The 16,941-nt window shown below is 72.5% G+C and carries 15 protein-coding genes; 12 read left to right on the top strand and 3 right to left on the bottom strand.

Going from position 1 to position 16,941, the window contains the following annotated elements; genetic code table 11:
* Positions 1–101 precede the first annotated feature (101 nt).
* Entirely contained in the window at positions 102–1,091 is a 990-nt protein-coding gene (locus ABZ642_RS24275) for a malate dehydrogenase (RefSeq protein ID WP_360487701.1), read from the top strand.
* A 65-nt stretch (positions 1,092–1,156) separates the two neighbouring features.
* Here ABZ642_RS24275 and ABZ642_RS24280 read toward each other — a convergent pair whose 3' ends face one another.
* Positions 1,157–1,579, bottom strand: coding sequence for a hypothetical protein (locus ABZ642_RS24280; protein WP_360487704.1), 423 nt, complete (start codon positions 1,577–1,579; stop codon positions 1,157–1,159).
* A 202-nt stretch (positions 1,580–1,781) separates the two neighbouring features.
* Between ABZ642_RS24280 and ABZ642_RS24285 the strand changes: the two genes are divergently transcribed.
* A complete protein-coding gene (locus tag ABZ642_RS24285) occupies positions 1,782–2,570 on the top strand; it encodes a hypothetical protein (RefSeq protein WP_360487707.1) in 789 nt (262 codons plus the stop codon).
* Positions 2,571–2,579: 9 nt separating this feature from the next.
* Here the strand turns inward: ABZ642_RS24285 and ABZ642_RS24290 are convergent, their stop codons facing one another.
* Positions 2,580–3,266: a siderophore-interacting protein gene (locus ABZ642_RS24290; protein WP_360487710.1), complete on the bottom strand. Its 687-nt coding sequence runs from the start codon at positions 3,264–3,266 to the stop codon at positions 2,580–2,582.
* A gap of 39 nt (positions 3,267–3,305) precedes the next feature.
* Positions 3,306–4,709: an MFS transporter gene (locus ABZ642_RS24295; RefSeq protein ID WP_360487713.1), complete on the bottom strand. Its 1,404-nt coding sequence runs from the start codon at positions 4,707–4,709 to the stop codon at positions 3,306–3,308.
* A gap of 102 nt (positions 4,710–4,811) precedes the next feature.
* Between ABZ642_RS24295 and ABZ642_RS24300 the strand changes: the two genes are divergently transcribed.
* The 10 genes from ABZ642_RS24300 to ABZ642_RS24345 all read left to right on the top strand — a co-directional run bounded on the left by ABZ642_RS24300 (position 4,812) and on the right by ABZ642_RS24345 (position 16,940).
* A complete protein-coding gene (locus ABZ642_RS24300) occupies positions 4,812–5,780 on the top strand; it encodes a LysR family transcriptional regulator (RefSeq protein WP_360487716.1) in 969 nt (322 codons plus the stop codon).
* A gap of 125 nt (positions 5,781–5,905) precedes the next feature.
* On the top strand, positions 5,906–7,663 hold the full coding sequence (locus ABZ642_RS24305; protein WP_360487719.1) for a hypothetical protein: 1,758 nt from the start codon (positions 5,906–5,908) through the stop codon (positions 7,661–7,663).
* Positions 7,653–8,003 carry a hypothetical protein gene (locus ABZ642_RS24310; protein ID WP_360487721.1) on the top strand — a complete coding sequence of 117 codons (351 nt, stop codon included), beginning with the start codon at positions 7,653–7,655 and terminating at the stop codon, positions 8,001–8,003. The genes ABZ642_RS24305 and ABZ642_RS24310 overlap by 11 nt, the downstream gene beginning before the upstream one ends.
* A gap of 389 nt (positions 8,004–8,392) precedes the next feature.
* Positions 8,393–9,238, top strand: a complete 846-nt coding sequence (locus ABZ642_RS24315) for a hypothetical protein (protein WP_360487724.1) — start codon at positions 8,393–8,395, stop codon at positions 9,236–9,238.
* A 194-nt stretch (positions 9,239–9,432) separates the two neighbouring features.
* A complete protein-coding gene (locus tag ABZ642_RS24320) occupies positions 9,433–9,597 on the top strand; it encodes a hypothetical protein (RefSeq protein ID WP_360487727.1) in 165 nt (54 codons plus the stop codon).
* A 24-nt stretch (positions 9,598–9,621) separates the two neighbouring features.
* Positions 9,622–10,365: a DUF2637 domain-containing protein gene (locus tag ABZ642_RS24325; protein ID WP_360487730.1), complete on the top strand. Its 744-nt coding sequence runs from the start codon at positions 9,622–9,624 to the stop codon at positions 10,363–10,365.
* A gap of 162 nt (positions 10,366–10,527) precedes the next feature.
* Positions 10,528–12,039: an aldehyde dehydrogenase family protein gene (locus ABZ642_RS24330; protein WP_360487733.1), complete on the top strand. Its 1,512-nt coding sequence runs from the start codon at positions 10,528–10,530 to the stop codon at positions 12,037–12,039.
* 115 nt (positions 12,040–12,154) lie between these two features.
* Positions 12,155–13,681 carry a GMC oxidoreductase gene (locus ABZ642_RS24335; RefSeq protein WP_360487736.1) on the top strand — a complete coding sequence of 509 codons (1,527 nt, stop codon included), beginning with the start codon at positions 12,155–12,157 and terminating at the stop codon, positions 13,679–13,681.
* Positions 13,681–15,006, top strand: coding sequence for a betaine/proline/choline family ABC transporter ATP-binding protein (locus ABZ642_RS24340; protein ID WP_360487740.1), 1,326 nt, complete (start codon positions 13,681–13,683; stop codon positions 15,004–15,006). The genes ABZ642_RS24335 and ABZ642_RS24340 overlap by 1 nt, the downstream gene beginning before the upstream one ends.
* Positions 15,006–16,940: an ABC transporter permease subunit gene (locus tag ABZ642_RS24345; protein WP_360487743.1), complete on the top strand. Its 1,935-nt coding sequence runs from the start codon at positions 15,006–15,008 to the stop codon at positions 16,938–16,940. Before ABZ642_RS24340 ends, ABZ642_RS24345 begins: the two co-directional genes overlap by 1 nt.
* Position 16,941: the final 1 nt, after the last annotated feature.

The following is a 16,941-nucleotide window of genomic DNA, read 5'->3' on the forward strand; positions in this document are numbered from 1 at the left end:
TAGCCTGACCGGTGGATCTCTTGATGCCGAGAGATCGATCATTTGTACGTCCGCACCCCAGGGCAAGGACGCCCACCGCCAGCTGTCATACGGAGAACGCCATGACCCGCACTCCCGTGAACGTCACCGTCACCGGCGCGGCCGGCCAGATCGGTTACGCCCTGCTCTTCCGCATCGCCTCCGGCCAGCTGCTCGGCGCGGACGTGCCGGTCCGGCTCCGCCTCCTGGAGATCACCCCCGCGCTCAAGGCCGCCGAGGGCACCGCCATGGAGCTCGACGACTCCGCCTTCCCGCTCCTCCAGGGCATCGACATCTCCGACGACCCGAACGTCGCCTTCGACGGTGCCAACGTCGCCCTGCTCGTGGGCGCCCGCCCGCGCACCAAGGGCATGGAGCGCGGTGACCTCCTGGAGGCCAACGGCGGCATCTTCAAGCCGCAGGGCAAGGCCATCAACGACCACGCCGCGGACGACATCAAGGTCCTGGTCGTCGGCAACCCGGCCAACACGAACGCGCTGATCGCGCAGGCCGCCGCGCCGGACGTACCGGCCGAGCGCTTCACCGCGATGACCCGCCTGGACCACAACCGCGCGCTGACCCAGCTCGCGAAGAAGACGGGCTCCACGGTCGCCGACATCAAGCGTCTGACCATCTGGGGCAACCACTCCGCCACCCAGTACCCCGACATCTTCCACGCGACCGTCGCCGGCAAGAACGCCGCGGAGGTCGTGAACGACGAGAAGTGGCTGGCCGAGGAGTTCATCCCGACCGTCGCCAAGCGCGGCGCGGCCATCATCGAGGCCCGTGGCGCGTCCTCCGCCGCCTCCGCCGCGAACGCCGCCATCGACCACGTCCACACCTGGGTCAACGGCACCGCCGACGGCGACTGGACCTCCATGGGCATCCCCTCGGACGGCTCCTACGGCGTCCCGGAGGGCCTGATCTCCTCCTTCCCGGTCACCACCAAGGACGGCGTGTACGAGATCGTCCAGGGCCTGGAGATCAACGAGTTCTCCCGCGCCCGCATCGACGCCTCGGTGCAGGAGCTGGCGGAGGAGCGCGACGCGGTCCGCGCCCTCGGCCTCATCTGAGCCTCCCGCGCCCACGGGCCCCGCTCCGGTTTCGTCCGGAACGGGGCCCGTTCCCGTTTCCGCCGCTACCGTCGGAAGAGGCAAGCGGTGGAGTGAATCGGGGGGTTCGCGATGAGCGACAGGAGCGGTTGGTCCGAGGACAGCACGGCGAGCGAGCCGCCGGAGGGCCTACGGCAGACGGATCCGGAGGACTCGGAGGAGGAGCCGAGCACGCAGAGATGGCCGACGGTGTCCCCGCAGCACACGGGAGTCCCGGAGAGCCCATGGCGACAGGAACGCCCCGAGCCGCCGGAGAGCCCGCGGCAGTCCGACTGGCCGCCCACGGCGGAGAGCCCGCGGCAGTCCGACCGGCCGCCCACGGCGGAGAGCCCGAGGCAGTCCGACCAGCCGCCCACGGCGGAGAGCCCGAGGCAGTCCGACCAGCCGCCCGCGCCGGAGAGTTCGCGGCGGTCCGAGTGGCCGGTGTCCCTGGAGAAACCGCGGCGCACGGAGCGCTCCGCGCCCGGCGCGCGTCCCCCGCGACAGGGCGGTGGTGACGAGCCGTACGGTCCCGGGCGCGTACCGGGTGAGGACCCGGGACGCCCGGCCTGGCCCCCGACGCCGCCCCCGGGTCTGCCTCCGCTCCCGACCGCGTTCTCGTCCCCGACCCCGACCCTGCCCGTCCCGCCGCCGCCCGGTGGTCGTCGTCCGGTGCCGTCCCTGCCCCCGGCACCGGGTGAGGCCCGGAGGGGCTACACGCCGCCTCCCTGGTCCGCTGCCCCGACCTCGGAGCAGCGGCTCGCGGCCACGCCCCCGCCGGCCGGGTACACCCAGCGGCGGCGGTCCGGTCGGGCGCTCGCCGCGGTGGTCGGTCTGGTCCTGGTCGCCGGTCTCTCCGGGCTGGGGTTCTGGTACTTCGGCCGGGACGACGGTGATCGCTCCGGCGCCGGGACCGCCCCGTCCGTGAGCGGGAGCGTCAGTGCCAAGTCGTCGGCGCCCGAGTCTCCCGAGCCCACGGCCAGCCCCACCCCCATCCCCTCCGTCGCCGCTGGATACCGCGTCGTGCGCGATCCCGTCGGGTACACCCTCGACGTGCCCCAGGGATGGACCCGGCGGCAGCAGCAGGGGGAGAAGGCGCCGGTGGTGTACTACGACTCCCCGTCCGACGGACGCCAGTTGCAGATCTTCGCGCTCTCCGAGGCCACCCCGGCCGAGTCCCTCGACCTCGCCGAGAACGACCCCGGGTACGGGTACGCGAAGCAACCCGGCTACCAGGCCGGCGACCGTACCTCCGGCGACACCTGGGCCGAGCTGTCGTATCGATACGACGATCAGGACAAGGGCACCCGGCAGGTCGTCGACCACCGCTTCCAGGCCGCCGACGGCACCCTGTACGCGATCCGCTCCAGCGGCCCCGGGAGTCTCCCCGCCGCGCTGGTCCGGGGGCCGCTCACCACGGCGCTCGACTCCTTCTGCCCTGCCGGCGCCCGGTGTTCCTGAGCGCCGCCGTCACTCCATCCCCTTCTTCCCCGGCGTCCAGAACGGCTTGGTGAGCACCGCCCGCCGGTCCCACCCCGCCTCCTGGACGAGCACCTTCCGGACCGCCTGCACGGCCCGCGCCTCCCCGGCGACATACGCGATCCCGCCGGGCTCGGGGGCGAGCCGGCGTACCGCCTCCGGCAGGGAAGTCTCGCCGCGGAGCACCCAGTCGAGGCGCTCCGCGTACGCGAGGGGCAGCCGGTCCGCCTCGGTCGCCGTCTCCACGCAGCCGGAGACGGCGGCCTCCTCGGGCAGCGCCGCGAGCATCGCGCCGAAGGCGACCGAGGCCGTCTCGTCGCCGACGAAGACATGGTGGGCGGCCTCGGGGCGCAGCGTGAACGTGCCCTCGGGCTTGCGCAGCCGCACCTGGTCGCCGGTGGAGACCGTGCGCCCCCACTGGGCCCCGGGCCCGCCCTCGGGATGGTCCAGCACGCACAACTCGACGACACCGGACGGGTCGTAGTGCCACACCGAGTACGTGCGGAGGGTCAGGCCGGTGACCAGGACGCGTACCTGCTGACCGGGCCGCACGTCGAGACCGGCGAGCTGGTCGCCGTCGATGCGCAGCCGGCGGATGCGGGCGGTGATCTGTTCCGCCTCGGTGACGGTGCCGCGCAGGGTCAGCAGGTCGAGGACGGGATTCAGCAGGGTGGGCATGGGAGGCTCCTCAACGGGCCGTATGGTGACGGGAGTTGCTCAGGCACCGGATCGACGCGACAGTACGCGTTTCCGGTCGGACGCGATAGTACGTGTCGGGGTCCGGTCGCGGTGACCGGCCACCACGAGCACCGTCGCCGCCAGGACCAGCAGCGCGACGATGCGCAGGGCCGGGCCCATGCCGGAGGCCAGGTCGGTGTGGGCGGACAGGATCGTGCCGGTGACCGCGACACCCAGGGCCGCGCCGGTCTCCCGGGCCGTGGTGCCGAGACCCGAGCCCAGGCCCGCCTGGTGCGGCGGGAGCGAGGTGACGACGCCCAGGGTCAGGGCCGGCATGGACAGGCCGGTGCCGGCCGAGATGACCAGCAGCCAGCAGGCGTACGCCCAGTAGGGCGTGGACGCGTCGACGGTGGAGGCGCCGAGCAGGCCGAGGCCGATCAGCGTGAGCCCGGTGCCGACCACCGGGCGCGGATGTCCCGCCCAGCGGGCGGCCAGCCTCGGGACCAGGGCCATGCCGATGGTCAGCGGCATGATCGCGACACCGGTGACGGCGGCGTCGTAGCCCTTCACGCCCTGCAGGTACTGCGAGTTGAGGAAGAAGAGGGAGAACAGGCCGAAGAAGCCGGTCGCCGTACCCAGGGTTGCCGCGCGCAGCCGGGAGGAGGCGAAGACGCGCGGGTCGAAGAGCGGCTCGGCCGAGCGCAGGGCATGCCCGGTGAAGAGGACGGTCAGGACGGCGCCCGCCGCGAAGGAGCCGAGGATGGGCGCGGACGCCCAGCCGTACGCCGGACCCTCGATGATGCCGAACAGCACCGCCACCAGGCCCGCGGTGAGGAGCAGGGTGCCCAGCGGGTCGAGATGGCTGTGCGGGGAGCGGTCGGTGCGCGGGGTGGTGACGGCGACGGCCAGGGCGAGCAGGGCCGCCAGCGGGACCATGGCGATGAACAGGGCCCGCCAGGACAGGAACTGGCCGACCAGGCCGCCGCCGATGTTGCCGGCCGCGCCGCCCAGGCCGATCGCCAGGGTCCAGGAGGCCAGGGTGCCGGCGCGCCGCTCGGGGGCGGAGAGGTGGACCAGGATCGACAGGGTCGCCGGGGTGATCAGGGCGGCTCCGGCGCCGGACAGCCCCCGGCCCGCTATCAGGACGGCGGGATCCGGCGCGAGCGCGCTGGTGGCGGCGCCCGCCGCGAACAGGGCGAGGCCGGCGAGCAGGGCGCCCTTGCGGCCGTACCGGTCGCCGAGCGCGCCGGCCGGGATGAGCAGCCCGGCGAAGGCGATGACATACGCGTCGACCGTCCACAGGATCTCGCTGTGCGAGGGGTGCAGGGACGACGAACCCAGTTGCGGGATGAGCAGGTTGATGGCGGCGACCATGCTCTGCGCCACCAGCACGCAGGCGCACAGCACGAGCAGGGTGGGGCGTTTCAGGGCGTGCGAGGGCACGGCTCCTCCCGGGAGCTCGGTGGGTGGTTGTGGGGTGCCCTGTCACCGTAGGCTCGGGACTGACCTGCCTTCCAGTGCAACCTTCGCAAGGGATGACTGCGTATGACGCAATCCACCGAGGCGTCCGGCAGCCTCGACCTCAACCTGCTGGTCGCGCTGGACGTCCTGCTCGAAGAGCAGAGCGTGCAGGGGGCAGCCCGGCGACTGCATCTGTCCGAACCGGCCATGAGCCGCACCCTCGGCCGGATCCGCAAGGCGCTCGGCGACCCGGTGCTGGTGCGGGCCGGACGCACGATGGTGCCCACCCCGCACGCGCTGGCCGTACGCGCCGAGGTGAGCGCGGTGGTGGAGCGGGCGCGGGCGCTGTTCGCGCCCGGCCGGGACACCGATCTGCGGACCGTCTCCCGGACGTTCACGATCATCGGCCACGACGCGATCGCCGGCGTTCATGGCGCGACCCTGTTCGCCCGGGCCGCCGAGGAGGCGCCCGGCATCCGCATCCGCTTCCTCGCCGAGAGTCACGTGGACGCGCCGTTCCTGCGGCACGGCACCGCCGACCTGGAGGTGGGGGTCGTCGACACCGCCCTCCCCGAGGTCCATGTGGAGCACCTCCACGAGGACCGCATGCTCGGTGTCGTACGGGCCGGACACCCGCTCCTGGACGGCGAGCCGACCCCCGAGCGGTATGCGACCGCGGCCGGTCACCTGAACGTCTCCCGGCGCGGCAGGCTGCACGGCCCGGTGGACACCGCGCTGGCCGGACTCGGCCTGGAGCGCCGGGTGGTGGGCACCGTCGGCACCTTCCCGGCCTCCCTGTTCGTGCTCCGCGACTCCGACCTGATCGGCCTGATCACCTCCTGGAGCGCGCCCCTGGCCACCGCGCTCGGCCTGGTCACCTTCGACGTGCCGCTCGACCTGCCGCCGGTCAGCATCGGACTGGCCTGGCACCCGCGCCACGACGCCGACCCGGCACACGCCTGGCTCCGGGGCTGCGTACGGGAGTTGATGAGCGCCGCCGGCCCCGGTGCCGTCGTCGGTGAGGGGTCGCGGTCCCGCCGGGCCGACTTCTGACCTGCGGTGACTTCGGGCAATTCCGTTTCACCGGCCACGGCCGTCGCCCTATGCTGATGGTTTGTCAACTCGACTTCCAGTAACGCACTTCCAGCACCGCACGTCACACGCATCGGGGGATCGTCGTGAGCACTGCTTACGTGCCGCAGCAACCGCAGCCGGGACCGCCCGCCGGGGCGCCGCCCGCGCTGCCGCCCACACCGCCGTACGCCAGTGAGGCCACCCGGCTGCTGTGCGCGGGCACCTATCTGGATTCCGCCTACCGGGACCGGGTCATCGAGGAACTCCACCTCAACGAAGAGCGGATCGCGGCGCCCTCGCTCGGCTTCGACGCCGCCCGGGTCCTGGCCCACGCCCTGCGCGCCCGCCGCCAGGAGCTGCTGTGGGCCGCGGCGATCCTCGGCCTGTGGGTGGTGGGGCTGCCGCTCAGCGGCGGGCTGCTCGTGCTCTTCCTGGTGCCGGGCATCGCGCTCGCCGTCGCGCCCTGGATCAGGGGCCGCGCCGCCCGGCCGCCGCTGTACCGGGTGATCGCCGCCTTCCTGGTCCGCTGGTGGGGCCGGTCCTTCTACGCGGTGGCCCTGATCGCGACCCTCGTCGTCGCGTTCGGCGGCGGCTCGGACGACAGCTCGTCCTACGACTCGTACGGCTCCGACGGTTACTACGGCTCCAGCTACTCCGACTCGACCAGCTTCGGTGATCTGTTCGCCCCGGGCGTCGGCGACTTCGGCGGTCTGGCGGAGGCCTGGCACGCCTGGCTCACGCTCGCCGTGTTCGCCGGCATCGCCCTGTGCGCGCACGCCCAGCGCACCCAGTTCAGCCGGGCACTGGCCGGCGAACTCTCTCCGCAGCGCTTCCCGGACGCGGCGAGCGACCCCGCCGAGAAGGCCGAGAACCCCCGCTTCCAGCGGCTCAAGCAGCGCATCCGGATCGAACAGCACGCGCCGCTGATCATGTACAACGAGGCCGACCCGTTCTGCGGGGCGGGCGCCGCCTACGACACGTGGGTGCTCGCCGTCGAACTCAGGCCCGACGAGCTGAAGAAGGAGCAGCAGCCGCTCAGCAACCGGGCGATCCTGGAGAAGATCCGCCCGCTGCTCGAACAGCTCCGCGTCCCCGCCGAGTACGCCGGACCCGGCAACCGCGACCGGCTGCGCCAGCTGGAGATCGACGAGTGCGTGTTCCTGCCCGCCGAGGGACTGCTCACCCGGGACCAGGCGCCCTACCTCCCGCAGGCCTTCGAGGAGCACCGGGCGCGGGCCGTCGAGGAGGGCGCCGAGAAGCGCCGGCACTTCCTGCGGATCCGCGTCGGTGGCTGGGAGGAGGAGGTGGTCGTCACGGTGTTCGTGCGCATCCACACCCAGGGCCGGATGCTCGTGCTGGAGATCGCCCCGCACGTACTGACCCCGGTCCGCGCGGACTTCAAGGGCGCCGACCGCACCGCCCACCGGTTCCGGAACAACAACTGGGCCGGCAAGACCGCCGCGGCGATCGCCCTGGTCCCGGGCTCGGTGGGCCGCTCGCTGGGCCAGCTCGGCCGGGGCGCGGTGTACCTCTGGCGGCTGTTGACCGGCGGCCATGCGGGTGCGCTGCCCGAGGGGCCCGCGCTGTCCGTGCGCGAACTGGGCGCGGTGGACGTCGGCTCCCACTTCCAGGAGATGGACGTCGTCCGGTACCTGCGCAGCATCCAGGACCGGGTGACGAACGGCGTACGGGCCGCGCTCGCCGAAGCCGGCTACCAGACCGGCGAGTTCGTCCAGAAGACCGTCAACAACAGCACCAACGTGAGCATCGACCGGGTCGAGGGCTCCACCTTCGCCTTCGGCAGCCACGCCACCGCCGTCAGTCACACGACACAGAAGGGGCCCGACAGCAATGGCAAGTGACGAGCCGCAGGTCACCCTGGGGAACATCTCCGGAAGCACGTTCGCCATCGGCAGCCACGCGCACGCCGAGAGCCACCACCACGGCACCGCCGGCTCCCCGGCCGACGAGGAACTCCTCGCGGCGGTGCGGGAGTTGCGTGCCGACCTGGAGCGGGTACGGGGCACCGAGCAGACGGCGGCGCTGGGCACGGCGCTCGCCGAGACCGAGGACGAGATCGCCCGCACCGGCCAGGCGGGCCCCACCCGCCGTGAACGCCTGCGCGAACTCCTCACCGACTCCCAGGCCCTCATCAACGTACTGGCCTCGGCAGGCACACTGGCCGGCCTCCTGGGGCGGTGAGAGAGCCGATGACCAGCGGGGGAGCGCGGCACTGGAACGAGGACACGCAGCGGTGGGAGGACGGCCTCCGCCCCGCCACCACGCCGTCCCCACCACGACCTCCGACAGGACCACAGGTCCACCCACCAACGACACCGACACCGACGACTCCGGGTCCGACGACTCCGGGTCCGATGGCTCCGGGTCCGTCGGCTCCGAGTCTGTCGGCTCCGAGTCTGTCGGCTCCGGCTCCGACGGCTCCGCCTTCGACGGCTCCGGAGGGGATTGCGCTGGCGCCGGCTCCTGAGCGTCCGGTTCCGGCACCGGCGGCGGAGTGGTGGTCGGACGGAGGCGGCGACCGGGCGGCTACGGCACGACCCGGGGCGCCGACGCCGACGGAGCCGTCCGAGGTGTCCCTGCCCGCTCAGCCGCCTCCCGGGGTGGCGCCCACGGTCCCGGTGTCGCCGGTGGCGGACGGTGGCGCCGGCCGGCCGGCCGCCCCCGGCTGGGCGCCCGCCGTGCAGCCCATGGCGCCCGTGCCTTCCCGGGGGCGTGATCGCAGGCTGGTCTGGTCCGTCGTCGTGGGGGCCGCCGTCGTCGGCGTGGCCGCGAGCCTGGTTCTGAGCCTGGTGGTCGGCAAGGACGACGGTCGCAAGCCCGCGACGGCCGCCGCCTCGGTCACCCCGACTCCCTCCGCGCGGCCCACCGAGGCGTCCGAGTCACCCACGGGCACCGGCTCCCCGTCCCCGTCGGTCTCCGCGCCTCCCACCGGATACGAGCTGCGCCACGACACCGAGGGCTTCCGGATCGCCGTCCCCGAGGGCTGGTCGCGGTCCACCGTCGACTCCTCGTACGGCATCGCCGTCGTGAGCTACCGCAGCCCCGACCGCGAGCACCGGCTGCAGGTCTACCAGGTCGCCGAGGACTCCCCGGACGCCTCTTTCGAGCTCTATCTCTCCGCCGAGACCCCCAAGCCGGACGGCTTCCGGGAACTCGGCCTGACCGACCTCGACGACGGCCGGTTCACCGGCGCCCGTCTGGAGTACCTGGCCGGCCGGATCGGCGGCGAGCCGGACGTCGGCACCTGGCATGTCGTCGACGAGCGGTTCGTCGCACCGGACGGCAACATCTACGCCGTCGCCTCCTACGGCCCCGACTCCGACGGCCGTGACGACGAGCTCGCCCAGCTCACGACGGCGGTGGACTGGTTCTGCCCGCCGGACACGCTCTGTGACGCGGACCCCGACGTGGACTGAACGCCGGTCCCTCCACCGGTCACATCTTCGTTCATTTACTTTCCGTATTCACGGGATATATCCGCACGCCAATGCGCAATTTCTTCAATTGCATGCCGATGGGCATTCTATAGCTTCTCTTCCGGGTGACGTTAATTCCCCCGAATGCCCCAAATCCCGTCCCGGGCGATGGTCGTTAGGTCACCGTGATGCGATTGGACTGGCATGCAGCAGAAGATCATCCGACGGCCGTGCTCCGCTGGCCCGGAAGTATGGATATCACCTCATGCTCGGACCTGCTCGATGATTTCCTGAAGAGAATCAACATGATGGAAAATGAATATCGGCGGACGCTGGCGGATCTCTACAGAGCGTTCTGAGGCAGGGTGCGGAGGGTTTTACCGATGGACGGGATTCAGCATGACGCCGGTCTCTATGATCACACCGGTCTCTACGACCACCCTGGTCTCTATGATCACACCGGCCTCTATGACCACTCTGGTCTCTATGACCACACCGCTCGCTACGAGCACGGCTGGGGCGCACCGGAGCCGGGTGTCGCGCAGAACGACTGGGATCCGGTCGAGGAGCTGGCGCAGATGCTGTCCGCGCCGACCGGCGTGAGTGCGAGTGCGGCCCCCACCCTGCTGGACGTGCCGACCCAGCGCAGGGGCAGCCGTCGGCGGCCCCGCCAGGAGCCTCACCTGCTCGACGGCGGCCGGCGCGTCACGCACATCACGTTCCTGATCGCGGCGGTCTCGCTGTGCGCGGTGTGCATGCTGACCTGGTCCGTCTGCTACTCCTACGGGCAGCTGCGCGGGATCGCCTCGGGGGTGCTGCCCGCGGGGCTGGCGCAGTACTGGCCGCTGACGGTGTACGGGCCCTGGTTCGTGGCGGCGCTCTCCGTCCTGCGGGCCACCGCCCAGCGCCGGAGTGCGCGCCGGTCCTGGTGCGTGGTGCTGGCCGCCTCCGTCCTGGCCGTGGCGCTGTGCGCCAGCCACTCGTCCCACGCGCTGTTGTCGTTAGTGATTTTCGGGATTCCGCCGGTGACTGCCCTGGTGTGCTTCTGGGAACTCGTCGGCCAGATCTCGGCCAAGGGCAGGCCCCGGCACGCCACGCACACCGAGGCGGCGGGCGCCACGCCCTGAGAGGTCTTTTGCCCCGTTTCATCCGACTGTTCAGTGATGCAGCACACTTTCGGCCACCGATTGCGCATGCAATCCCGGACCGAGGGCATGCGGTGACGGTCCCCGAGTGTGACTCCTCTGTCGCACAGGGGCACTGAACAGGAACGGAAGGCAATACCGATCATGGCGGACCGAACGGCACAAGCGACCATCCATGCCGGAGGCGAGTGGCTGGAAGCCGTCTCCGGCGCGACACGCGAGATCATCGACCCCGCGGACGGCCTGCCCTTCGCCGTGGTCACCGAGGGTGACGAGAAGGACGCGGAGACGGCGGTGGCCGCCGCCCGGCGCGCCTTCGACGCCGGCGACTGGCCCCGCACCCCGGTCGCCGAGCGCGCCGCCCTGCTGCGCCGGGTGGCCGATCTGCTCGTGCGCGACCGCGAGAAGCTCGGCCTCCTGGAGAGCCGGGACGCGGGCAAGACCGTCGAGGAGGGCCGGGTCGACATCGACTGTGTCGCCGACGCCTTCCGCTACTTCGCCGACCTGGTGGCGGCGGAGGGCGCGGGCCGGGTGGTGGACGCGGGCTCGCCCGACCTCCACAGCGTCGTCGTCCACGAGCCCGTAGGTGTCTGCGCCCTGATCACCCCCTGGAACTACCCGCTGCTCCAGGCGAGCTGGAAGATCGCTCCGGCCCTGGCGGCGGGCAACACCTTCGTGATCAAGCCGAGCGAGATCACCCCGCTGACGACCGTCGCGCTGATCGAGCTGCTGGTGGAGGCCGGGCTGCCGGCCGGAGTCGCCAACCTCGTCACCGGCCCCGGGCACAGCGTGGGCGCCCGCCTCGCCGAGCACCCCGATGTCGACCTGGTCTCCTTCACCGGCGGACTGGTCAGCGGGGTCAAGGTCGCCCAGGCGGCCGCCGTGTCGGTCAAGAAGGTCGCCCTCGAACTCGGCGGCAAGAACCCCAACGTCGTCTTCGCCGACGCCTGTGCTACCGAGGAGGGCTTCGACACCGCCGTCGACCAGGCCCTCAACGCCGCCTTCATCCACAGCGGCCAGGTCTGCTCGGCCGGCGCCCGGCTGATCGTCGAGGAGCCGCTGAGGGAACGGTTCGTCGCCGAACTCGCCCGCCGGGCCGCCCGGATCCGCCTCGGACGCGGTACGGCGGACGGCGTCGAGTGCGGCCCGCTCGTCTCCGAGCAGCAGCGCGCCAAGACCGCGGCGTACGTGGCGTCGGCGCTGGCCGAGGGCGCGGTGCTGCGCTCCGGCGGCAAGCGCCCCGAGCCGTCCGCCGACCGTCCCGCCGGCGGCTACTTCTACGAGCCGACGGTCCTCGACCAGTGCCACCGGGAGATGAAGGTCGTGCGCGAGGAGGTCTTCGGGCCGGTCCTCACGGTCGAGACCTTCCGTACCGAGGACGAGGCGGTCGCCCTCGCCAACGACACCGAGTACGGCCTGGCCGGTGCCGTCTGGACCGCCGACGCCGGACGCGCCCGCCGGGTCGCGGGACGGCTGCGGCACGGCACCGTCTGGATCAACGACTTCCACCCCTACCTCCCGCAGGCGGAGTGGGGCGGCTTCGGCAAGAGCGGCACCGGCCGCGAGCTGGGACCCGCCGGGCTCGCCGAGTACCGCGAGACCAAGCACGTCTACCAGAACCTCGCGCCGCGGCCGGTGCGCTGGTTCGCCGGCTGAGCCCACCCGACCGCCGTACCCGAGAAGCCGCGACGCGAGAAGAGCCGCCGGACGAGAAGAGCGGCCACGCGAGAAGCCTCACCGAGGTCTTCGGAAGCCTTTTGGAGCACCCCCCATGTCCCAGTCCCACACCTACGACTACGTCGTGATCGGCGGCGGAACCGCAGGTTCCGTCATAGCCTCCCGTCTCACCGAGAACCCCGACGTCACGGTCGCCGTGATCGAGGGCGGCCCCAGCGACGTCGGCCGCGACGACGTCCTCACCCTGCGCCGCTGGATGGGCCTGCTCGGCGGTGAGCTGGACTACGACTACCCGACCACCGAGCAGCCGCGCGGCAACTCCCACATCCGGCACAGCCGGGCCCGCGTCCTCGGCGGCTGCTCGTCCCACAACACGCTCATCGCCTTCAAGCCGCTGCCCTCCGACTGGGACGAGTGGGAGGAGGCCGGCGCCAAGGGCTGGGGCGCGGTTCCGATGGAGGCGTACTACGCCCGCCTCCTCAACAACATCGTCCCGGTCGACGAGAAGGACCGGAACGCCATCGCCCGTGACTTCGTCGACGCGGCGCAGCAGGCGCTGGGCGTCCCGCGCGTGGAGGGCTTCAACCGCAAGCCGTTCACCGAGGGCGCCGGCTTCTTCGACCTCGCCTACCACCCCGAGGACAACAAGCGGTCCAGCGCCTCGGTGGCCTACCTCCACCCCGTGATGGACGAGCGGCCCAACCTGACGATCCTGCTGGAGACCTGGGCGCACCGGCTGGAGCTGGACGGCACCCGCGCCGAGGGCGTCCACGTCCGCACCAAGGACGGCGAGGACCTGCTGATACGGGCCCGCAACGAGGTCGTGCTGTGCGCGGGCGCCGTCGACTCCCCACGGCTGCTCCTGCACTCGGGCATCGGCCCGGCCCAGGACCTCGAAGCGCTCGGCATCCCGGCCGTGCTCGACCTCCCGGGCGTCGGCGAGAACCTCCTCGACCACCCCGAGTCGGTGATCGTCTGGGAGACGAACGGCCCGATCCCGGAGAACTCCGCGATGGACTCCGACGCGGGCCTGTTCGTGCGCCGCGACCCCGACCACGCGGGCCCGGACCTGATGTTCCACTTCTACCAGATCCCGTTCACCGACAACCCGGAGCGACTGGGCTACCGGCGGCCGGAGTTCGGCGTCTCGATGACACCGAACATCCCCAAGCCGCGCAGCCGCGGCCGGCTGTACCTCACCAGCGCCGACCCGTCCGTGAAGCCCGCGCTGGACTTCCGCTACTTCACCGACGAGGACGACTACGACGGCCGCACCCTCGTCGACGGCATCCGTATCGCCCGCGAGATCGCGAAGACCGAGCCGCTGGCCGGCTGGCTGAAGCGCGAGGTGTGCCCCGGGCCGGAGATCCTCGGCGACGCCGAGCTCAGTGAGTACGCCCGCAAGGTCGCGCACACGGTGTACCACCCTGCGGGCACCTGCCGGATGGGCGCGGTGGACGACCGACAGGCCGTGGTGGACCCGGAGTTGAGGATTCGCGGCCTGGACGGCATCCGTGTCGCCGACGCGTCCGTCTTCCCGACCATGCCGGCCGTGAACCCGATGATCGGAGTGCTGATGGTCGGCGAGAGGGCCGTGGACCTGCTGAAGGGCGGTGCGTGATGAGTAGTACGACCCCTGTGACGACCCCTGCCACATCTCCTGCCTCGACCCCGGTGTTCTCCGTCGACGGCCTGTGGAAGGTCTTCGGCCCGAAGGCCGACCGCGTGCCCGCGGACCCCGAGCTGACCGGGCTCGCCCCCGCCGAGCTGCGCGCCCGCACCGGCTGTACGGCCGCCGTCCGTGACGTCTCCTTCGACGTGCGCAAGGGCGAGGTCTTCGTGGTGATGGGCCTGTCCGGCTCCGGGAAGTCGACGCTGGTCCGTTGCCTGACGCGGCTCATCGAGCCCACCTCCGGCACGATCGCCATCGACGGCGAGGACGTCCGTGCGATGGACAAGGGCCGGCTGCGGGAGCTGCGCCGGCACCGCGCGGCGATGGTCTTCCAGCACTTCGGGCTGCTGCCGCACCGGTCCGTCCTGGACAACGTCGGGTACGGCCTGGAGATCCAGGGCGTCGGCAGGTCCGAGCGGCGCAGGCGGGCCGCGGAGGTCGTCGCCAAGGTCGGCCTGGAGGGCATGGAGCAGCGCCGCCCCGGCCAGCTGTCCGGCGGCCAGCGCCAGCGGGTCGGGCTGGCGCGCGCGCTCGCCGTCGACCCCGAGGTGCTCCTCTTCGACGAGCCGTTCAGCGCGCTCGACCCGCTGATCAGGCGGGACATGCAGGAGGAGGTGGTCCGCCTGCACCAGGAGGAGGGCCGCACGATGGTCTTCATCACGCATGACCTGAGCGAGGCGCTCAAGCTCGGCGACCGCATCGCGCTGATGCGGGACGGGCGGGTGGTGCAGCTCGGGACGCCGGAGGAGATCGTGGGTTCCCCGGCCGACGACTACGTCCGGGAGTTCGTGCGGGACGTGCCGCGCGAGCAGGTCCTGACGGTGCGCTCCGCGATGAGACCGGCGAAGGACGGGGAGGCCTCGGCGGGACCCGCGGTCGGCCCGGCCGCGACGGTCGCCGAGGCGATCGACGTGGTGGCGGGGGCCGGCGCCCCGGCGCGGGTCGTGGACGGGGACCGGTGCGTCGGGGTCGTCGACGCGGACACGTTGCTCGGCGTCGTGGCGAAAGGAGCTGCGGGCAGTCATTCGGCTGCGGGTCGTGCTGGGCTGGTCGCGCCCACGCGGCAGAGCCGCACATGTCAGAGCCCCGCGCCCCCAGGCGGGGAGGGGGACGGCCCGTCGCGAGGTCCCGCAGCCGACGGTTCCGCCGCCGCGGGCGGGCCGGACGCCGACTCGGCCGACCCAGCCGCGGGCAGTCGTGCCGCCGGGGAGGCACCCAGCGAGCGCGGGCCAGTGAAACCCCCCGCCCCCCGCACCAGTCCGGAGGGTGTCTGATGGCGACGATCACTGTCCCGAGCCCCCGTCGAATAGCCCTGCCCGCAAGCCAGGCCGTGCGCAAGCTCCTCGCCCTGGCCGTGGTCGCCGCGGTCCTCGTCCCCCTCGCCAACTCCCACTGGACCAGCGCCGCCTGGCCCCACACCCTCACCGTCGACCTCTCCGCACCGCTCACCTCCGCCAGCAACTGGGTCATCGACAACCGCGACACCCACCCCCTCTTCCTCTACTTCCTCGGCTACATCAGCAACGCCGTCGTCCTCACCGTCCGCGTCGTCTACCTCGCCCTGCTCGCCGCGGGCTGGCCCGGCGTCACCGTGCTCGCCGCCGCCGTCGCGCACCGCGTCGCCGGCCTCCGGCTCGCCGTCGGTACGGCCGCCGCGTTCCTCGCCTGCGGTGCCCTCGGCATGTGGGTGCCGACGATGCAGACCCTCGCCCTGATGGTCGTGGCGGTCCTCGCGTCCGTCGCCGTCGGCCTGGTCCTCGGCCTCGGCGCCGGTCTCTCCGACCGGCTGCACCGCGCCCTGCGCCCGGTCCTGGACACCATGCAGGTGCTCCCCGCCTTCGCCTACCTCCTCCCGGTCGTCCTGGTCTTCGGCATCGGCGTCCCCGCGGCCGTCCTCGCCACCGTCGTCTACGCCGCCCCGCCCATGGCCCGGCTCACCGCCCTCGGCCTGCGCGGCGCCGACCCGGAAGTCCTGGAGGCCGTGGACTCCCTGGGCGCCACCCGCAGGCAGCGGCTGCTGACCGCCCGTGTCCCGCTGGCCCGCAAGGAACTCCTCCTCGGCCTCAACCAGACGATCATGATGGCGCTGTCGATGGCGGTCATCGCCTCCGTCATCGGCGCCGGCGGCCTCGGCGACCGCGTCTACCAGGCCCTCGCCTCGGTCGACGTCGGCGCCGCCCTCGCGGCCGGCATCCCGATCGTGCTCCTTGCGGTCGTCCTGGACCGCATCACCGCCGCGGCGGGCGACCGGGGCGACACCCGCCCCTCCCCGGCCGGCCTCCTCTACGCCCTCGCCGCCACCGTGGCCGTCGCCGTCGCCGCCCGTCTCCTCGGCGGCCTGGACTGGCCCGCGGCCTGGACCCTGAACTTCGCCGAACCGGTCAACCGCGCCGTCGACTGGATGACCGCCCACCTGTACTCGGGCGTCCCGGTCGTGGGCGGCACCGCCGACTGGGCGGCCCACTTCACCACCTGGATCCTGGACCCCGTCCGGTCGGGCCTGCAGTGGCTGCCCTGGTGGTCGGTGCTGCTCATCGTCGCCGCCCTGGCCTGGCTGATCGGCACCTGGCGCACCGCGCTCACCGCCGTCCTCGCGATGGCCGCGATCGGGGTGCTGGGGGTGTGGGAGCCGTCCCTTGACACGCTGTCCCAGGTCCTCGCGGCCGTCGCCGTCACCCTCGTGCTCGGCTTCGCGGCCGGTATCGCCGCCGCCCGCAGCGACCGCGTCGAACGTGCCCTGCGCCCGGTCCTGGACGTGTTCCAGACCATGCCGCAGTTCGTGTACCTGATCCCGGTCGTCGCCCTGTTCGGCGTCGGCCGCGCCCCGGCCGTGGCGGCCGCCGTCGTCTACGCGCTGCCCGCGGTCGTACGGATCACCGCCCAGGGGCTGCGGCAGGTCGACCCCGCCGCCCTGGAGTCCGCGCGGTCGCTCGGCGCGACCGGCCGCCAGCAGCTGTGGCAGGTCCAACTTCCGCTCGCCCGGCCCGCGTTGCTCCTCGCCCTCAACCAGGGAGTGGTGCTGGTCCTCGCCGTCGTCATCATCGGCGGCCTGGTCGGCGGTGGCGCCCTCGGCTACGACGTCGCCTTCGGGCTCGCCCAGGGCGACCTGGCGACCGGACTGGTGGCCGGTGCCGCCATCGTCTGCCTGGGCCTGATGCTCGACCGCGTCACCCAGCCCACGGAACGCCGTACGGGGAAGGGAGCCTGAC

It is taken from the genome of Streptomyces sp. NPDC007157, assembly GCF_040634235.1.
Taxonomy (GTDB): Bacteria; Actinomycetota; Actinomycetes; order Streptomycetales; family Streptomycetaceae; genus Streptomyces.